18 protein-coding genes are annotated in these 17,999 nt (G+C 68.1%); 8 read left to right on the top strand and 10 right to left on the bottom strand.

All coding sequences use genetic code 11. The features are described from left to right. Positions 1 to 97: 97 nt before the first annotated feature. From eutC to eat, 3 genes are read right to left on the bottom strand one after another with little or no spacing between them, the layout of a single operon-like run. Complete coding sequence (gene eutC, locus ACGFNJ_RS24870; protein WP_393452623.1) at positions 98 to 985, bottom strand: ethanolamine ammonia-lyase subunit EutC; 888 nt, start codon at positions 983 to 985, stop codon at positions 98 to 100. Next, positions 985 to 2,394 (bottom strand): ethanolamine ammonia-lyase subunit EutB, encoded by a 1,410-nt coding sequence (locus tag ACGFNJ_RS24865; protein WP_393452620.1) that lies wholly within the window; start codon positions 2,392 to 2,394, stop codon positions 985 to 987. The genes eutC and ACGFNJ_RS24865 overlap by 1 nt, the downstream gene beginning before the upstream one ends. Continuing rightward, positions 2,391 to 3,812, bottom strand: a complete 1,422-nt coding sequence (gene eat / locus ACGFNJ_RS24860; protein ID WP_393452617.1) for an ethanolamine permease — start codon at positions 3,810 to 3,812, stop codon at positions 2,391 to 2,393. The genes ACGFNJ_RS24865 and eat overlap by 4 nt, the downstream gene beginning before the upstream one ends. Before the next feature lie 164 nt (positions 3,813 to 3,976). Between eat and ACGFNJ_RS24855 the strand changes: the two genes are divergently transcribed. After that, on the top strand, positions 3,977 to 4,741 hold the full coding sequence (locus ACGFNJ_RS24855) for a rhomboid-like protein (RefSeq protein ID WP_393452614.1): 765 nt from the start codon (positions 3,977 to 3,979) through the stop codon (positions 4,739 to 4,741). Here the strand turns inward: ACGFNJ_RS24855 and ACGFNJ_RS24850 are convergent. Together ACGFNJ_RS24850 and ACGFNJ_RS24845 are read right to left on the bottom strand one after the other, a co-directional pair. Continuing rightward, entirely contained in the window at positions 4,731 to 5,918 is a 1,188-nt protein-coding gene (locus ACGFNJ_RS24850) for a cation:proton antiporter (RefSeq protein ID WP_393452611.1), read from the bottom strand. The two genes, ACGFNJ_RS24855 and ACGFNJ_RS24850, sit on opposite strands and share 11 nt — an antisense overlap. Before the next feature lie 4 nt (positions 5,919 to 5,922). After that, positions 5,923 to 6,405: a cation:proton antiporter regulatory subunit gene (locus ACGFNJ_RS24845; protein WP_393452609.1), complete on the bottom strand. Its 483-nt coding sequence runs from the start codon at positions 6,403 to 6,405 to the stop codon at positions 5,923 to 5,925. 94 nt (positions 6,406 to 6,499) lie between these two features. Between ACGFNJ_RS24845 and ACGFNJ_RS24840 the strand changes: the two genes are divergently transcribed. Together ACGFNJ_RS24840 and ACGFNJ_RS24835 are read left to right on the top strand one after the other, a co-directional pair. Continuing rightward, positions 6,500 to 7,690 (top strand): sensor histidine kinase, encoded by a 1,191-nt coding sequence (locus ACGFNJ_RS24840; protein ID WP_393452606.1) that lies wholly within the window; start codon positions 6,500 to 6,502, stop codon positions 7,688 to 7,690. After that, positions 7,687 to 8,334, top strand: coding sequence for a response regulator (locus tag ACGFNJ_RS24835; RefSeq protein WP_393452603.1), 648 nt, complete (start codon positions 7,687 to 7,689; stop codon positions 8,332 to 8,334). Before ACGFNJ_RS24840 ends, ACGFNJ_RS24835 begins: the two co-directional genes overlap by 4 nt. Positions 8,335 to 8,391: 57 nt before the next feature. Here the strand turns inward: ACGFNJ_RS24835 and ACGFNJ_RS24830 are convergent, their stop codons facing one another. Beyond that, on the bottom strand, positions 8,392 to 8,751 hold the full coding sequence (locus ACGFNJ_RS24830) for a DUF952 domain-containing protein (protein ID WP_069160062.1): 360 nt from the start codon (positions 8,749 to 8,751) through the stop codon (positions 8,392 to 8,394). Positions 8,752 to 9,023: 272 nt separating this feature from the next. Between ACGFNJ_RS24830 and ACGFNJ_RS24825 the strand changes: the two genes are divergently transcribed. Further along, positions 9,024 to 9,218, top strand: a complete 195-nt coding sequence (locus tag ACGFNJ_RS24825) for a hypothetical protein (RefSeq protein WP_029903635.1) — start codon at positions 9,024 to 9,026, stop codon at positions 9,216 to 9,218. 310 nt (positions 9,219 to 9,528) lie between these two features. Here the strand turns inward: ACGFNJ_RS24825 and ACGFNJ_RS24820 are convergent, their stop codons facing one another. Further along, positions 9,529 to 10,335, bottom strand: coding sequence for a TetR/AcrR family transcriptional regulator (locus ACGFNJ_RS24820; RefSeq protein ID WP_393452601.1), 807 nt, complete (start codon positions 10,333 to 10,335; stop codon positions 9,529 to 9,531). Positions 10,336 to 10,453: 118 nt separating this feature from the next. On the opposite strand from ACGFNJ_RS24820, the gene ACGFNJ_RS24815 reads away from it, so the two are divergent. Next, positions 10,454 to 12,232 carry a DEAD/DEAH box helicase gene (locus ACGFNJ_RS24815; RefSeq protein WP_393452599.1) on the top strand — a complete coding sequence of 593 codons (1,779 nt, stop codon included), beginning with the start codon at positions 10,454 to 10,456 and terminating at the stop codon, positions 12,230 to 12,232. A 35-nt stretch (positions 12,233 to 12,267) separates the two neighbouring features. After that, positions 12,268 to 12,825 carry a hypothetical protein gene (locus ACGFNJ_RS24810; RefSeq protein ID WP_393452597.1) on the top strand — a complete coding sequence of 186 codons (558 nt, stop codon included), beginning with the start codon at positions 12,268 to 12,270 and terminating at the stop codon, positions 12,823 to 12,825. A gap of 192 nt (positions 12,826 to 13,017) precedes the next feature. Here the strand turns inward: ACGFNJ_RS24810 and ACGFNJ_RS24805 are convergent, their stop codons facing one another. Next, positions 13,018 to 13,587: a class I SAM-dependent methyltransferase gene (locus ACGFNJ_RS24805; RefSeq protein ID WP_393452594.1), complete on the bottom strand. Its 570-nt coding sequence runs from the start codon at positions 13,585 to 13,587 to the stop codon at positions 13,018 to 13,020. Between the two features lie 56 nt (positions 13,588 to 13,643). Here ACGFNJ_RS24805 and ACGFNJ_RS24800 point away from each other — a divergent pair, with 56 nt between their 5' ends. After that, on the top strand, positions 13,644 to 14,411 hold the full coding sequence (locus ACGFNJ_RS24800) for an AraC family transcriptional regulator (protein ID WP_393452591.1): 768 nt from the start codon (positions 13,644 to 13,646) through the stop codon (positions 14,409 to 14,411). Between the two features lie 84 nt (positions 14,412 to 14,495). Here ACGFNJ_RS24800 and ACGFNJ_RS24795 read toward each other — a convergent pair whose 3' ends face one another. Beyond that, positions 14,496 to 15,236 (bottom strand): SDR family NAD(P)-dependent oxidoreductase, encoded by a 741-nt coding sequence (locus tag ACGFNJ_RS24795; protein WP_393452588.1) that lies wholly within the window; start codon positions 15,234 to 15,236, stop codon positions 14,496 to 14,498. 106 nt (positions 15,237 to 15,342) lie between these two features. Between ACGFNJ_RS24795 and ACGFNJ_RS24790 the strand changes: the two genes are divergently transcribed. Next, on the top strand, positions 15,343 to 15,942 hold the full coding sequence (locus ACGFNJ_RS24790) for a TetR/AcrR family transcriptional regulator (protein ID WP_393452585.1): 600 nt from the start codon (positions 15,343 to 15,345) through the stop codon (positions 15,940 to 15,942). Between the two features lie 137 nt (positions 15,943 to 16,079). Here the strand turns inward: ACGFNJ_RS24790 and ACGFNJ_RS24785 are convergent, their stop codons facing one another. After that, the gene (locus ACGFNJ_RS24785; protein WP_393454135.1) at positions 16,080 to 17,768 is read right to left on the bottom strand and encodes a DEAD/DEAH box helicase; all 1,689 of its coding nucleotides are present in this window, start codon (positions 17,766 to 17,768) and stop codon (positions 16,080 to 16,082) included. Positions 17,769 to 17,999: the final 231 nt, after the last annotated feature.

The following is a 17,999-nucleotide window of genomic DNA, read 5'->3' as shown; positions in this document are numbered from 1 at the left end:
GTCAGTCTGTACTCGGGCGAGCTATCCATGTACGGACGACATCAGTGCTCGGTTCGAACCAGCGCGGGGCGTCGCAGCGCCCCGCGCTGGTGTCGATTCAGCCGAGCTCGGGTGTGGGAGACAGGGTTTCGCCGGATTCGAGCGAGTCGGCGCGGGAGGTGTCCTTGAGGTCGACGCCGGAGCGGCCGAGGCGGCGTGCGCCGGATATCAAGCCCGACACCACTTTTGCGGCCTGGGTGTAGCCGAGGCCTTCCGGTGGGTGGATGTTGGAGACGCAGTTGCGGTCGGCGTCGGTGCGGCCCGGGTAGGGCAGGTGGGTGAGGTAGATACCGAGGCTGTCGGCGACCGAGAGGCCCGGTCGTTCACCGATCAGCACCACGATCGTCTGCACACCCATCGCCTCGGCGATGTGGTCGGCGAGGGCGACCCGGGATTGGGTGGCGATGACGGGGGCGGCGATCGTGTAGTGCGCGGCCAGCTCGTCGATCAGCGCCGCGAGCATCGCGGGACCGTGATCGGTGAGCGCACGCGGCGAAAGCCCGTCCGCCAGTACGAATCCGATCTCACCACCGCTGTGCGGCACCGCAGTCAGTGCACCGGCTGCCGGCAATCTGCCCAGATCAGGTCGGCGCAGATATTCGGCACGGCCCTGTGCTCGGCTCGGCACTGTGGTCGCGGCGCCGATGCCGAGCGCGTCCAGCCGGACAGTCAGATCCTCGACATCCAGCGGGAGGTGCACTGCGTCCCGCGCCGCCGAGTGCGCCGCGCGAAACTCCATGACCTGCGCTGTCGGCAGGGCATCGCCGGTGCGACCGAGCCCGATCCTGGCCTGGGTGCTCCGGCGCAACTCCTGCCAGAAAAGCTGCTCCGCACCACTTTTCGGCGAGTGCCGGCGCTCGGCGCGACGAGCGCCGATCTCAGCAGTGTCCGGCTCCCCCACCGGCGCAACAACTTCCAGCTTGGGGCGTCCGTAGGCGTTGCTCATCACGCACCACCCAACGCACGCAGCGGCGACGACAACGGCTCGACCGGGAGCACCCGGCCCGCACCGTCGATCATGCCGAGCCCGGCCAGCCACGACTCGAATTCCGGTGCGGGGCGCAGGTTCAGGACACGGCGGGCGTAGAGCGCGTCGTGGAAGCTGAGGCTCTGGTAGCCGAGCATCACATCGTCGGCGCCGGGAACGGCGATGACGAAGGCGCAGCCAGCGGCACCCAGCAACGTCAGCAGGGTGTCCATATCGTCTTGGTCGGCCTCGGCGTGGTTGGTGTAGCAGACGTCGACGCCCATCGGCAGGCCCAAAAGCTTGCCGCAGAAATGGTCTTCGAGCCCGGCACGAATGATCTGCTTACCGTCGTAGAGATATTCGGGCCCGATGAACCCGACAACGGTGTTGACCAACAGCGGATCCAGATCCCTGGCCACCGCGTACGCCCGCGCCTCCAGGGTCTGCTGGTCGACCGGCTTGCCGCCGGTACCGAGGTGCGCACCCGCCGACAGCGCCGACCCCTGCCCGGTCTCCAGGTACATCACGTTGTCGCCGACCGTGCCCCGGCGCAATGACCTGCCCGCCTCGTTGCCTTCGCGCAGCAGCGAAATGTTCACGCCGAAACCGGCATTCGCGCCTTCGGTGCCCGCGATCGACTGGAAGACGAGGTCGACCGGCGCACCCGCCTCGATCAGCCCGATGGTCGTGGTGACGTGCGAGAGCACACACGACTGGGTGGGGATGTCGAACCGCAACCGCACCTCGTCGAGCAAAGTGAGCAGCTCGGCCGTCGCCTGCGGCGAATCCGTCGCCGGGTTGATGCCGATCACCGCGTCGCCGCAGCCGAGCAGCAGCCCGTCCAGGGTGGCGGCGGCGATGCCACGCGGATCGTCGGTGGGATGGTTCGGTTGCAGCCGCGTCGCCAGGGTGCCCGGCAGGCCGACGGTGGTGCGGAAGGCCGCGGTCACCGTGGCGGCGCGCGCGACGGCGATCAGATCCTGATTCCGCATGATCTTGCTGACCGCCGCCACCATCTCCGGCGTGAGTCCGGGCGACACCGCACGCAGCACCGCGGCGGCGTCGGGCTCCGCCGCGACGGCGAGCAACCAGTCCCGCAGCCCGCCCACCGTGAGATGCGAGATCTGTTGGAACGCACCACGATCGTGCGTGTCGATGATGAGCCTGGTGACCTCGTCGGTCTCGTATGGCACCACCGGCTCGTCGAGGAACACCGTCAGCGGCACGTCGGCAAGCGCCCACTGGGCGGCGGCCCGCTCGGCATCGGAGCTTGCCGCACATCCGGCAAGCTCGTCCCCGCTCCGCAACGGCGTCGCCTTTGCCAGCAGATCGACCAACCCGTCGAAAACGTAAGTGGTGCCACGCAACTGCTGAACGTAGGAGCTCATTCGAGGTCTCCCGCCGCACGAGCCAGCACCGCGAACTCCTCGTCCGGTGAGTTCGCCACGAGCCGATGCCTGCTGTACAGGCCGAAATACGCCATGAACGCACAGAACGCCGCCAGCGCCCATCCCGCAGCCACCGGGTCGACCAGGAAGGTGGCGATCACCGCGGCACACGCGATCACCAGGGCGAACGCGGTGGTGACCACACCGCCCGGCGTACGGTACGGCCGCGGCATGTGCGGTTCGCGCACCCGCAACACGATGTGACTGACCATCATCAGCACGTAGCTGAGCGCCGCGCCGAACACGGCCATGTTCAGCAGCATCGCCCCCTCGCCGGTCAACGACAACGCGAAGCCGACGACACCGGGCACGATCAGCGCGAGCACGGGTGCTTTGCGAGCGTTGGTCACCGACAGCCTGGTCGGCAGGTAACCGGCCCGCGACAACGCGAACGTCTGTCGCGAGTACGCGTAGACGATGGAGAAGAAGCTGGCCACCAGCCCGGCCAGGCCGATGTAGTTGACCATCTTGGCGGCCGACCCGTCGCCGAGTGCCTCGACCAGCGGGTTACCCGAGGCCGAGATCGCCTGCGCGCCAAGGGCTCCGGTCGCCAAGAACAGCACGGCCGCGCCGGTGACGAGCAGCACCAGCATGCTGATGATGATGCCCTTCGGCACATTCTTCTCCGGCTCCCTCGCCTCCTCGGCGGCCAACGGCACCCCTTCGACGGCAAGGAAGAACCAGATCGCGAACGGGATGGCCGCCCAGATGCCGAAGTAGCCGAACGGCAGGAACGCCGAGCTGCCCACGGCGTCCTGGTCGGCCGGAATATCGGTCAGGTTCCCGGTTTCGAACAATCCCCACGCCGAGACGGCGAACACGACGAGACCGGCCAACGCGATCGCGGTGATCACGAACATCGCCTTGAGCGCCTCGCCCGCTCCGGTCAGATGCACACCGATGAACAGGGCGTAGACGGCCAGGTACACCCACCAGCCGTCGGTGATTCCGAACAGATTCAGCGATTCCACATACGCCCCGATGAAGGTGGCGATGGCCGCAGGCGCGATCGCGTATTCGAGGAGAACCGCTGTGCCGGTGGCGAATCCACCCCACGGCCCGAGCGCCCTTCGCGCGAACGTGTACCCACCGCCCGCCGCGGGCAGCGCCGAGGACAGCTCTGCCATGCCGAGGACCATCGCCAGATACATCGCCGCGATCACCACGAACGCGATCAGCAGCCCGCCGAACCCGCCCTCGGCGATGCCGAAGTTCCAGCCGGAGTAGTCACCGGAGATCACATAGCTGATGCCGAGCCCGGCCAGCAACACCCATCCGGCGGTGCCGGAACGCAACGTGCGCTTGGCCAGATAGTCCGCGCCGGCACTGCCGGTCACCTTCACGTCCTCGATCGTCATAGACGCAACGCACTCCTCACCCGTTTGGTTGGTCGACCAAGTTTCGAGCGCGAATGTTGCTCATATGTGAAACGACGTTACGGACGATGTCGGCGCCGGTGAGACATCGCACACGCGGGCGGGTCACGCAGCGACCTCACAGGATGACACGGCACACTTGGCTGGTGGTTGCCTCTCCGGCCGGGTTTCGGTCGCCCTGGACCCAGACCATCGATCTGCGGACCGAAGTGCGCGTCGCCTGGCGCTGGCTACGCCGCCCCGGGCTGGCCCGGCGCGCGCTGCCCGCGATCCGGGCCCATCTCGGCGCGGCCCCGGCCAGCACCGCCTACGCCTTCACCCTGTTCGTCACCTGGTGGACGCTGCGCGGCGTCGGTGACTCCGTCGAGAAGAAGCTGATCTTCTCCGCGTCCACCAACCTGTTCAACATGCGGCACAACCCGGTGCAGGTGCTGGTGGCGTCCGCGTTCTGGACCGACGGCGGCTTCCCGTGGTCGATCATCATCAGCTTCCTGATCGTGATGGCGTACGCGGAACGCTGGCTCGGCACCACGCGCTGGATCTTCCTGTTCGCCACCGGGCACATCGGGGCGACGCTGCTCACCGTCACCGGCATCTCGCATGCCATCGATCGCGGCGTAATCCCGGTGAAATTGACCTATGCCGCGGATGTCGGCACCAGCTACGGCTTTTCGGCGGTGCTCGCCGCCATGGCGTTCCGGTTCCGCGGCACCGTCCGGCTGGTGTGGGCGGCGACACTGACCCTACTGCTGCTCGCGGCGCTGTGGATCGGGCCGACCTTCACCGACTACGGCCACCTGTGCGCCGCCGGGATCGGGTTCCTGGTCGGCGCGCTCGCCAGCGCGGGCGGGCACTTCCTCGAGCGGAAGGCCGCGGCGAAACACGAACAGGTGGAAGCGTTTACGGAGTGACCACGGCCGGCTTGCGCACCCGGCGCTGCACCAGCCCGACCACCGGTTCGACGACACGCGCCACCACCGGCCCGAGCACCGCCATCAACAGCACGTAGGCCGAGGCGAGCGCGGCGAGCTGGCCGTCGACGCCGCCCATGGTGACCGCCAATCCCGCGATGACGATGGAGAATTCGCCGCGCGCGACCAACGCCGCGCCCGCTCGCGCGCGACCCATTTTGCGGATGCCCTGCCTGCTCGCCGCCCACCAACCGGTGCCGATCTTGGTCAGCGTGGTGACGACCGCGAGCGCGATCGCCCAGCCGAGCACCGGCGGAATCGCCGTCGGATCGGTGGTGAGGCCGAAGGCGACGAAGAAGATCGCCGCGAACAGATCACGCAGCGGCTCCAGCAGTTTCGCCGCCTCGTGCGCCGTTGAGCCGGAGATCGCGATGCCGAGCAGGAACGCCCCGACCGCCGCGGACACGTTCAGCGCCGAGGCGACGCCCGCCACCAGCAACGCCGCGCCGAGCAGCTTCAACAGGAACACTTCGCGATCGGCGCTGTCGACGATGGCGGACACGTACCGGCCGTAGCGCAACGCCACCACCAACACCACCGTGATCGCCGCCAGCGCGACCGCGAGCGACTTCAATCCGCTGGCGAAACTGAGCCCGGCCAGCACCGTGGTGAGCACCGGCAGATACACCGCCATCGCCAGATCCTCGAACACCAGAATCGACAGGATCACCGGCGTTTCGCGGTTACCGAGCCGACCGAGATCGTCGAGCACCTTCGCGACGATGCCCGAGGACGAGATATAGGTGACCCCGCCCATGGTGATCGCGCCGACCGGGCCCCAGCCGAGGAACAACGCCACCAGCACGCCCGGCGTCGCATTCGCCACGATATCCAGCAACCCCGCGGCCCAGGACCGGCGCAACCCGGTCACCAATTCCGGGGCCGTGTACTCCAAGCCGAGCAGCAGCAACAGCAGCACCACGCCGATTTCGCCTGCCACATGGCCGAATTCGTTGGCGGCGCTGAGCTCGATGATGCCGCCTTGGCCGAAGGCAAGGCCGCCGATCAGATAGAGGGGAATCGGAGACATCCCGAAGCGACCAGCCAACCGCCCGAAAATACCGAGGGCAAACAAAATCGCTCCGAGCTCGATCAGGGCGAGCGCGGTTTCGGTCACAGGTTCAGCCGTGCGTCAGAATCTTCGCGGCCGCGTCCAGGCCGTCCGGGGTGCCGACCACCACGAGCACGTCGCCCGCGGTGAAGGTGAAGTCCGGGCCTGGTGAGGGATGCAGCTGGCCTGCGCGCATCAGCGCGACGATCGACACCTTCGTGCGGGTGCGCATCGCGGTGTCGCCGAGAGTGCGTCCCTCGTAAGGAGATCCGTTGGTGACGTGCAGCTGTCTGGTGGTGATGCCAGGCATGTCGCTGTGCTCGTCGTTCAGCTTCGCGACCAGCTGGGGCGCGCCGAGCAGGTTGGCGAGCACGGCCGCCTCGTCGGTGCTCAGCGGGATCTGCGCCGCGCAGGCGTCGGGATCGTCGAGTTTGGAGACGATGAGGTCGATGTCGCCGTCGCGATGCGCGACCACGCCGATCCGGCGGCCGGACCGCACCTCGAAGTCTTTCCTGACTCCAATTCCGGGTAGCGCAGTGACGTCGACATTCACACACTCCAGCCTAGCCCGATGACCGAATTACGCGACGGGCGGTCATCACTTCGGGTGATGGCTCCAGGTCCGCGGGCTGTGCTGTGATGGAGGCGTGCGGCGATGGTCCGATGTTCCCGAGGTGGCGCGCGACGTGGTCGGCGCGTTGTTCGCCTTCGCGGGCGGAACGGCGCTGTATGCCACCGGCCTGTACGTCCTGCACGAATCGGACACCCCGGTATCGCTCCCGGTGCGGCTCGCGGTCTACCTCCCGCTGTGTCTGCTGACGATGGGACGGCGGCGAATGCCGGTACCCGCCATGGTGATCGGGCTGGCGCCGCTGCTGATCGACATGTGGATCGGCCCTTCGGTGCCGGTGTGGTTGGTCTACGGTGATTTGATCTATGCGGCCGTGCTGTACAGCGGGCGGCGCGCGTCGCGGATCGTGACCGTGCTCTGGTCGGTGTTCTCGATCTTCCTCGTGGTGCTGGTGTTGACACTGACCGTCGATCTGAAGTCGGTCTCGCTCGCCTTCATCGTCGTATTCGCCTTCATCGCCACTCCGCTCTGGTGGGCCAATTCGGTGCGCACGCACAAGGAGATCGCCGGCGCCGAACGGGCCCGCGCGCAGGCGTTGACGCTGGTCGCCGAACTGGATCGGCGTGCGGCCATCGCCGACGAACGCACCACCATGGCGCGCGACCTGCACGATGTGATCGCCGGGCACCTGTCTGCCATCGCGATCCAATCCGAGGCGGCGCTCGGGGTGCTGACCCGGCAGGAGGGCGACAGTCCCGTCACCGGAATCATGCGCTCGATCCGGTCCAACAGCGTGAGCGCGCTGCAAGAGATGCGCACCATGATCGGCTTGCTGCGCAGCGGCGACGCGGACGAGGTCGCCGCACCGCGCAGGCTCGCGCAACTGTCCATCCTCGTCGATGCGGCCCTTGCGGCAGGCATCGCGGTGCAGGTGACCGAAACCCTCGACGACACCGAACTGCCGAGCGCGGTCGATCAGGCCGCGTACCGCATCATCCAGGAGGCATTGACCAACGCCATGAAACACGCACCGGGACAAGAGGTCGCCATCGAGGTGGGCGCGCGGGACGGGATGCTGGCGCTCGCGGTGCACAACCGGCTGCCCGCGGTCGAACTGCAGCACCGCGACAACGGTGATCCGCACCGCGGCCTGATCAACATGCGCGAGCGGGCGGCCGCGCTCGGCGGACACTTCACCGCGGGACCGGAATCCGGCCGCTGGGCCGTGCACGCCGAACTGCCGTTGAGCACGGCGGGCGCGTCATGACGATCCGAGTGCTGATCGCCGACGACCATGCCGCCATCCGCGCGGGGCTGCGGATGATCCTCGACGCCGAGGACGACATCGAGGTGGTCGGCGAGGCCGCCGACGGCGACGTCGCGGTCGCTCAGACCAGGGCGCTGCACCCGCACGTGGTGCTGATGGATGTGCGCATGCCCGGCGTGGACGGGATCACCGCGACCGAGCGGGTCACCGCCGACGGGCTGGCCAAGGTGTTGATCCTGACGACCTTCGATCTCGACGAATACGTATTCCGGACATTGCGGGCAGGGGCATCGGGATTCGTGCTGAAGTCCGCGTCCGGCCAGTCGCTGATCGACGCGGTGCGCACGGTCGCGGCGGGCGACGGTGTGCTCGCCCCCGAGGTGACGCGGGCGGTGATCAACGCGTTCGCCTCTACCAATGCCGATGCGGCGGAACCGGAACCGACCGGGCTGGCCGACCTCACCGAGCGGGAGCGAGAGGTGCTGGACTGCCTCGGCGACGGGCTGTCCAACGCACAGATCGCCAGGCAGCTGTTCATCGGCGAGACGACGGTGAAGACGCACGTGTCGCGGGTGCTGACGAAACTCGGTGTGCGGTCCCGGGTTCAGGCCGCGATCGTCGCGCGGGAAGCGCGAGAGCGGTAGGCCGCCGCGGCGCCGACGATCACCTGGCACGCCGACGGTCAGTAGGCCGCCGGGCGATCACCTGGCGAGCGGGGCGAACACGCCGTCCTCGTCGGGCCGGAACTCTTCGACGGCGATCACCGCTCCCGTCGGCAACGGCCCGTAGAGGTGCGGGAACAGCATCGACTCCGGGTCGGTCGGCACGCCGGGCTCCCACTTCACCGGCGCGCCCAGGCGGGCCGGATCCAACCGGAGCAGCACCAGATCGCGGCGGCCCGCGAACAGCCGGTTGGCGGGCAGGTGCGCCTGCTGCGGCGCGGACAGGTGGATGAACCCGACCTCGTCCAGCGACGGGGCCCGGTATTCACCGGTTTGCCGAGCGGAAAGCCACTCGCTCAAAGTGCATATGTGAACAAGCGTGTGAGTGTCATAGGTCACGGGTAATCTCCCGGTAGACAACTGGATCGGCCTGTTCGAGGTGGTGATCTGACCGAGTTCGAAGCGTGACCTGCGCTGTTCGCCAGTAGCGAAATCCCAGGTCGTGTTATCGAAAACACACAGAATCACTCGCGGGAACAAAGCCCCCGTCCCGAACGTCTGACAGAGTAGTCATACCACTGCTGGGAAGTAGCGGTAGCGAGCCCGCGGAGTGACCACGGGCCCCACACCAGGCGAATGGTCTGCGAACCAGGAGCCAGGACGGAGGAGTCATGCCAGGAACCCTGACTAGCACCCCACTGACCGCGGTCGATCGTTGCGACCGCTGCGGGGCGGCAGCACGAGTGCGCGCCGTTCTGCCCGCAGGTGGAGAGTTGCTCTTCTGCCAGCACCACGCGAACGAACACATGGATCGATTGCGCGAGTTGGAAGCCGTGATCGACACGGAGTCCGCTCCCGCCCTCTGATCAACTCCTCGCGTCCTGACACAACAGCATCGAACAACAGAACACCGTTTGTCCGCAGCGGGCGATCCACGGATCGCCCGCTGTTGGTGTGTTCGGGGGAAGGTGGATGCCGCGGACGACCGACGCGCGGCGGTTCAGGCAAAGCCGGGCCACTCAGGTGTCGCGCGAGGCCTAGGTATGGCACGAATGCTCAGGCGCAGCACGGCGACTCAGGCCCAGCACCACGGCTCAAGCCCAGCACCACGGCTCAGGCGCGACACGGCAGGGGCACGGCCGCTCAGGTGCGGCACGAAGGCTCAGGCACGGCCGCTCAGGTGCGGCGGGAAGGCGAGTCCGAGGTGCGGCGGGAAGGCGAGTCCTCAGTGCGGACCGACAGGTCGCCGAGGATGCCGTCGAGCAGGCGGGCCAGGCCGAACTCGAAGGCGCCGTCCGGGTCGGCAGGCGCCTGATACAGCTCGCCGACCGCGGACCCGACCCGCGACGCCAGCGGAAACGACGCGGGCGGGATGGCCTGGGTGAGCAACGGGCCGTGCACTTCCCACCACTGGGCGTCGGTCATCACCTGCGTCTCGCGGTGCGCGGCCACGGCCATCCGCGCGTTGCCGGTGGCGAACTCCGTCAGCACCGCGACCACTTTGTCCATCTCGACATCCGAAAGGCCCATCCCCTCGATCGCCGCCAGCTGCCGTTCGAATCGGCGCATCCGGCCGGGGCCGAGCACCAGCCGCCACGGCGACACCTCGAGCAGCCAGGGATGGGCGAGCAGCTCGGCCCGCGCCTGCCTGGCGATGGCGGCCATTCGTTCGCGCACCGACAGCTCCGGTGGGATGGGCGCGTCCTCGTCGGCGACGGCGTCGGCCATCAAGACCGCGAGGGCTTCCTTGCTCGGCACGTAGGTGTACAGGCTCATCGGACGTAGGCCGAGCTCTGCCGCGACCGTGCGGATGGACACCTTCGCGTACCCGTCTCGATCCGCGAGCGCGATCGCAGCCTTGACCACCGCGTCGACGCTGACGGTCGGCTTGGGCCCGCGCCCGCCTTGTTTGAGTGGCAACTCGTGCCGCCACAGCAGGCTCACCAACTGTTTCGCCTGGTCGACGGTGGATTCAGCGGACAAGGGACTCCTCGGAACAAACTCGGTACTCTGTACGTTGTTCAGATACTTCGTACACCATACGCCGATTAAGGGGTTCGCTCTGCCAAGCACACAGGCCACGTATCTGCCCGACCGGCACATGTTCGCGCTGTGGACATGGACCGACGAAGGCGTCGGTCCCGCGCCTGCCGAGTTCGGCGACCGGGAAATCCTCGCCCTGGCGGTTCCGGTCGGCGCCGACGGTGCGATCGAAGTCGCGGAGGTCGACTGCGCGTTGATCGATCCCGACAGGTTCGCGGACGCCGCGATCGCCGGTGCGGGACCGTCCGTCCACCGCTGGCAAGCGGTGCTGCATGCCGACTCCGGCACAGCGGCGACCGAGACGGGTTCGCCTACCGAGGAACTGAGTGGCGAGATCGTGTTGCCCGTTGCGGCACATGCCGTTCCCGATGCGGTGGGCACCTCGATCCTCTCGGCCGCGCGCGCGGTGCGGGTGGTGCGTGAAACACAGGGGGCAGCAGCGGAATTGCGATCGGCCCTGAAAGCCGATCTGCGGCCCTATCAGGTGCGCGGGGTCAGTTGGCTACGGGAGACGACCGCGGCACACGCAGGGGCCGTGCTGGCGGACGAAATGGGGCTCGGGAAGACCGTGCAGACCATCGGTTTCCTGCTCGGGCGCGCGGCGGGCGGCGCACAGCTCGTGGTGTGCCCCACCTCGCTCGTCGGGAACTGGGCGCACGAGATCGATCGGTTCGCGCCAGGGCTACGGGTGCGCGTGTGGCGCGGTGGTGAATTGGACGCGGACGCGGGGACCGTCGTGATCACCGGCTACCCGACGCTGCGACTGCACGGACACCTGCTCGGTGATCAACGTTGGGCGACGGCGGTTTTCGACGAGGCGCAGGCCCTCAAGAATCCCCGCACGCAGCTCGCCAAGGCGGCGCGCGAACTCGACGCCCAGGTGCGCGTCGCGCTGACGGGTACGCCGGTGGAGAACCATCTGGAAGAGCTGTGGGCACTGTTGAACCTGGTGGCGCCCAGGCTGTTCGGGCACCGGACCCAGTTCCGGCGGCGGTTCGTCCGGCCGATCCAAGAAGGCTCGGCCGCCGCGGCGGCACGGCTGCGCGACGCGATCGAACCCGTCGTGCTCGCGCGCAAGAAAGCCCAGGTGGCCGCGTCGCTGCCCGCGAAGATCCACACCGACCTGCTCTGCGACCTCACCGACGAGCAGGAAGGCCTCTACGACAAGCTGCTCGACCGGGCCATCGACGACGGATTCGGTTCCGGCGCACAGCGACAGAGCCGGGTGCTCGCGGCACTGACCGCGCTCAAACAGGTCTGCAATCATCCCGGCCTGATCACCGGCGAGCTCACCGAGCTCGCAGGCCGCTCCGGCAAGCTCGACCTGTGCACCGACATTCTCGCCAACAACCTCGAGATCGGCGCTCCGACACTGATTTTCACCCAGTATCGGCAGACCGGCGAGCTGCTGGTCCGCCACCTCGCCGAACAGTTCGACGTCGCGGCCCCCTTCTTCCACGGCGGACTGGACCAGGCCGAGCGCGCCGCCATCGTCACCGGCTTCCAAGCCGAAAACGGGCCACCCGTGCTGATTCTCAGCCTGCGCGCCGCAGGCACCGGTCTCACGTTGACCCGCGCCGCCGACGTCATCCACTTCGACCGCTGGTGGAATCCGGCGGTCGAGGCGCAGGCCTCGGATCGGGCGCACCGCATCGGCCAGACCCGCACGGTCACCGTCACCACGCTCACCTCGACCACCACCGTCGAGGAGCACATCGCCCGCATGCACGACCGCAAATCCGCGCTGTCCGACCTCGGCGACTCGGCGGGCATCGCCGCCCTGGCCCGTCTCGACGACGATCAACTCGTCGAGATCTTGCGCCGCAAACGCGGGTGACCGCAGACCCACCGACTACCAGACTGGGAGAACCCTTGGCAGACAACGAGTTCGGCTACACCGCATGGGGCATGGGCTGGGTCAGGCTCGCCGAGCCGCTCCGCCAGACCCGGCCCGAGCCGCTGCTCCCCCGGGCACGCAGCATCGCCCGCAACAACGCAGTGCAGGCGACGATCGACGGCCGTATCGTGCGCGCCGTCATCCATCGCGGCGGTGAAGCATCGGTCACGCACCTGGAAGTGGCGCCGCTCCCCCGTGCCTCGATCACCGCGATCGGCGAGGTCATCCCGGACACCACCGTGCTCACCGACGAGATGCACCGCGAGGTCGCCGCGGCGGGTGTCACAGTCGCACCGGTGCTGGTCGGCATCGATTGCTCGTGCAAGGCACGGTCGACGCGGTGCCTGCATGTGCTTGCCACGTTCTACGACATGGCGCGCCGAGTGGACGAGAACCCTCGTCTGGCACTGGCGGTGCAAGGTTATTTCGAAGCCGCGCAGGATGATTCACCCGTGCCGGTGGAGGTTCCCCGCTGGACTCCGATCAACGCACTGGACCCGGCCGACTACTTCGGACAACTGACCCCCCACTGACCCACAGCCTCGGCCACCCCCTTCCCCTGTCGGACCGTCGCGGCCCCGGCAGATCAGGTCGTCAATGCCGCCTGTTGCAGGTCAGGTCGCCAGGTGTGGCCTACTGCAGGTCAGGTCGCCAGACGCGGCCCGCCGTTGTGTTGCAGCGAGGCCGCTCACGATTGCTGCGATACGCGCGGCACCGCTGAATGCTCAGTTAGGCCGATAGCCGCGGAAGCGGAAACTGCCTGCGCCCACTTCGATTTCGACATCGGTGAAGCCGACCCGCCGCAGCCGCTCCACGGCGGTGTCGGGCGGGACGGGGACGCAGGTATCGCCGAGGTGGACCAGGCGAAACATCCGACTGTCGAGTCCGTCGCTGCCCGCGAACACGCCACCGGGCCGCAGGACGCGCAGCGCATCGGCGAACAGCGCGTCCTGCAGCTCGGGCGTCGGCACGTGATGCAGCATGGTGAAGCACACCACCGAGTCAAAATGCTTTGTCTCGAAAGGCATATCGGTGCCATCACCGTCGACCACGGCGATCTCCGAGCCACGCTTACCACGCAACCGCGCGGCGAGGTCGGGGTCGATCTCGACGCCGGTGAGCGAGGTCGTTCGCGCGCGCAGTGCGCGCACGTTCGCGCCGTAGCCGGGGCCGATCTCGAGGGCTGAAGCCCCGAGGTCGACGCCGGACAGCGCCCACGGCACGATCCGCGTCGAACTGGCCCGTTCCCACATCGAGGAGCGGCAGCACAGCTGGTGGAAGAGGTTCATCGCCATGCCCCCAACGCTAGGGAGCAGACATGCGTGACCACGACAAGCTACGGTGACACATTGTGTTGCAAAACGGCCAAACCTATGTGCAGGCCGCCCCGCCCGGCCCCACCGCGATGGTGTTCGGCGCAGGCGTGCTGCCCGCGCACTTCTGGTTCGGCGTCCACGAGCATCCGCAACACCAGATCGCATGGGCCGCACGGGGAGTGATCGTCGTCGAGGTCGGCGACGATCGCTGGGTGCTGCCGCCGACCAGGGCACTGTGGATCCCCGGCGGCATCCGGCACGAGACGGGCACCACCGAGGGCGCCGAAATGCGCGGCATCTACGTCGAACCCGACCGCTGCCCGGTGAATTTCGCCGCGCCCGCGATGCTGCGCGTCACCCGGCTGGTCCGCGAACTGTTCGAACACCTCGGTGCGCCCGGCACCGAGGCGGCCCGTCGAGAACGCGCCGAGGCCTTGCTCTTCGACCTCCTGGAACCCGTCGATGTGATCCCGATCGGCGCGCACCCGCCCACCGATCCCCGCGCCAGACAGGTCGCCGCCGCCCTCACCGACGACCCGTCAGACCCACGCACCCTCAGTGAATTCGCCGCCGCGGTCGCCACCAGCCCCCGCACGCTCGCCCGCCTGTTCGTCGACGAAACCGGAGTCACCTTCGGCCACTGGCGAACTCAGATCCGCCTGGCCGCCTCCCTCCCCTTGCTCGCCGCAGGCCTCCCGATCGCCCGCATCGCAGGCCGCGTCGGCTACGCCACCCCCAGCGCCTACGTCGCCGCCTTCCGCCGCGCCGTCGGCGTCTCCCCCGGCAAGTACTTCACCGGCTAGCCGGCCGACGAGTGGCACACCATGGAGAGGTCCTCTCGACGTTTGCCGCAGCCATGTGCCACTCGTGCTCGGTGAGTAGACTTTCTAGGCGTTGGTGCCGCCGTCGATGGTGAGGATCGCGCCGGTCACGCTGCGGCCGGTGTCGCCTGCGAGGAAGCCGACCATGGCGGCCATGTCCTCGGGGCGCGCGAAGTGGCCGAGGGCGGTGAGCCCGACCTGATGGTCGTAGTGGTCGCCGTCGAGCGGATTCATGTCCGTCACAGTCGATCCGGGCTGCAGCAGGTTCACGGTGATGGCGCGCGGGCCGAGCTCGCGCGCGAGCGCCTTGGTGAAGCCGTTCAGCGCCGACTTGCTCAGGTTGTAGAGCGAGAGTCCGCCGAACGCGGCGCGCTCGGAGAGATTGGTGCCGATCGAGATGATCCGGCCACCGTCGTTCATGTGGGCGACGGCCGCCTGGGCGCCGACGAACGCGGCGCGGGCGTGAATGTTCAGTGCGCGATCGACTTCCGCGAGGGTGAACTCTTCGAAGGGCTTGGCCGGGAAGATGCCTGCGTTGTTCACCAGGATGTCCAGTCGGCCCAGATCGGCGGCGGCCTGGTTGACCGCGTGCACCACGTCCTCGGCCGCGCCGCTGTCCGCACGAATCGCCACCGCGCGCCGTCCGAGTGATTCGACCTCCGCGACAACGGATTTCGCCTGAACCTCGGCGCTCTGGTACGTGATCGCGACATCCGCGCCGTCCGCGGCGAGCTTGCGCGCGATGGCCGCCCCGATCCCTCGGCTGCCGCCGGTCACCAGTGCCACTTTGCCCGTGAGATCCGACATCGGTCCTCCTCCAATTCTGTGCCGATCAATACATAAATAGCTAAGCGCACGGACACCGGTGGCGTCAAGGGGTATATTTAACGATCGACACAGAAAGGATCGAGCCATGGCTGAACGGGGACGCCCGCGTGCGTTCGACCGCACAACCGCGCTGCGCTCTGCCATGGAGGTGTTCTGGGAGCACGGCTACGAAGGCTCGTCGATGGGCGACCTCACCTCCGCGATGGGCATCAACTCGCCCAGTCTGTATGCCGCGTTCGGCTGCAAGGAGGCACTGTTTCGCGAGGCCGTCGACCTATACGCCCAGACCGACGGCGGCTACACCGAGCGGGCGCTCAGGGAAGAACCCACCGCACGGGCCGCGATCGAAGCGATGTTGCGGGACAACGCGATTGCCTACACGGTCGAAGACAAGCCACACGGCTGCATGGTCGTCCTCGCCGGTTCGACCTACACAACGCGCAGCGAGAGCATCCGCGACTTCCTCGTCGAAAAGCGCAGAGAGACAACCGAGGACATCCGCAAACGGCTGGATCACGGTGTCGCGGACGGCGATCTGCCCGCCGGAGTCAACACGAGCGCGCTGGCCCGCTTCTACACCACCGTCCTGTACGGCCTGTCCATCCAAGCCAGGGACGGTGCCGCACACAGCGAACTAACGGAATCCATCGACTGCGCAATGGAGGCGTGGCCGACAACGGCCTGATCCGACGCGCGCCAAGCCTTGACCCGCACCAGATCTCATCTCACGCCAGGCCTCGCCAACGCTGGGCAGTGCCTTGCGCCGCGCGAGGGAGCGCTGTGCGCCAGGTCCGTCCCGCGTTCTATCGCCGGTGCGGAGTTCTACATCCGCCGCAGCGCGGCGATGCGCTCGACCAGCTGGTCGGCCGAGGCCAATGCTGTTGGCGGCCCGCCGCATTCACGCCGCAGTTCACCGTGGATCACGCCGTGCGGTTTGTTGGTCCGGTGATGATGCATGGCGACCAAACTGTTGAGCTCACGCCGTAACTCGCCGAGCCGATCGGCGGTCGCGACCCGCTCGACCGCGCTGGCGACCTGCGGGCCGGGATCGGGGGCAGCCGCCGGCTCCCCGCGCTCAGCGATCTGACGCGACTGCCGTTCCCGCAGCAACGCGCGCATCTGGTCGGCGTCGAGCAACCCGGGAATCCCGAGATAGTCGGCTTCCTCATCGCTGCCCGCGAAAGTGGCGGTGCCGAAGGAAGATCCGTCGTAGATCACCTGATCGAGCTCGGCATCGGCGGCCAGCGCGACGAAGGATTTCTCCTCTTCGCCCGGCTCGTCCTGCTGCTTGTTCGCGTCGATCAGCAGCTCGTCGTCGAGCCCGTCCTTCTCCCGGTGCGGCTTGCCGATCACGTGGTCGCGCTGCAACTCCAGCTGCGCGGCCAGATCGAGCAGCACCGGCACCGACGGCAGGAACACGCTCGCGGTCTCGCCGGCGCGCCGCGCACGCACGAACCGGCCGATGGCCTGCGCGAAGTACAGCGGAGTCGAGGCGCTGGTCGCGTAGACGCCGACCGCGAGACGCGGCACGTCGACGCCTTCGGACACCATGCGCACCGCGACCATCCACGGCTGGTTGCTCGCCGCGAATTCGCCGATCCGGTCCGAGGAGCTCGGATCGTCGGACAACACCAGCGCGGGCTTCTCACCCGAAATGTGTTCCAGCAGTTCGGCGTAGTCGCGGGCCCGGTCCTGGTCGGTGGCGATCACCAGGCCACCCGCGTCCGGCATGCCGGTGGTGCGCAGCTGGCGCAGCCGCATGTCGGCGGCGCGTAACACGGCGGAGATCCAGTCGCCTGCCGGGTCGAGCGCGGTGCGCCAGGCACGCGCGGTCTGTTCGGCGTTGAGCGGCTCACCGAGGCGGGCGGTGTGCTCCTCGCCCGCGCTGTCGCGCCAGTGCGCCTCACCGGAGTAGGCCAGGAACACCACGGGCCGGACGACGCCGTCGGCGAGCGCCTCGGAGTAGCCGTACGCGTGGTCGGCGCGCGAGCGCGGGAAGCCGGACTCGTCGGGTTCGTAGGTGATGAACGGGATCTGGCTGTCGTCGCTGCGGAACGGGGTACCGGTCAACGCGAGGCGGCGGGTCGCGTCGCCGAAGGCGTCCGCGGTCGCCTCGCCCCAGCTCTTCGCGTCGCCCGCATGGTGGATCTCGTCGAGAATGACCAGGGTCCTGCGGTTTTCGGTGCGCACCCGGTGCCGGGACGGATGCGAGGCGACCTGAGCGTAGGTGACGACGACGCCGTGATAATCGCCGGAGGTGCCGCCGGTCGCGTTGGAGAACCGCGAGTCCAGCTGGATGCCCGAACGGGCGGCGGACTGCGCCCACTGATGCTTGAGGTGTTCGGTGGGGGCGACGACGGTGATCTGGTCGACGGTGCGGTCGGCGAGCAACTCGGCGGCGACCCGCAGCGCGAAGGTGGTCTTACCGGCGCCCGGCGTGGCCACTGCGAGGAAGTCGCGCGGCTTCGAGGCAAGGTATTTGGTCAGTGCCCGACGCTGCCAGGCACGCAGCGTTCCGCCGCTCGATGAACCGGAGCTGTTCGGTCTCCCCGAGGCATCGGGTGTTACCGAATCGCCCGGTGTCTCCGCTTGTCCCGCCACAGCGGCGCCACCCGACCCAGTCACTCTGACGACCATACTTGGCCGCCCCGGCGTGTTGCCAAACCGACGCGGCGTTGGCGATAGGCGTCACATGTTCACCCAGCGACTCGCCGTAATTCGCGTGTTACCCGACGACACGTT

Source organism: Nocardia sp. NPDC049149, assembly GCF_043197455.1.
Taxonomy (GTDB): domain Bacteria; phylum Actinomycetota; class Actinomycetes; order Mycobacteriales; family Mycobacteriaceae; genus Nocardia.
The sequence above is the reverse complement of the archived record's forward strand: the minus strand, read 5'-3'. Positions and strand labels throughout refer to the sequence as shown.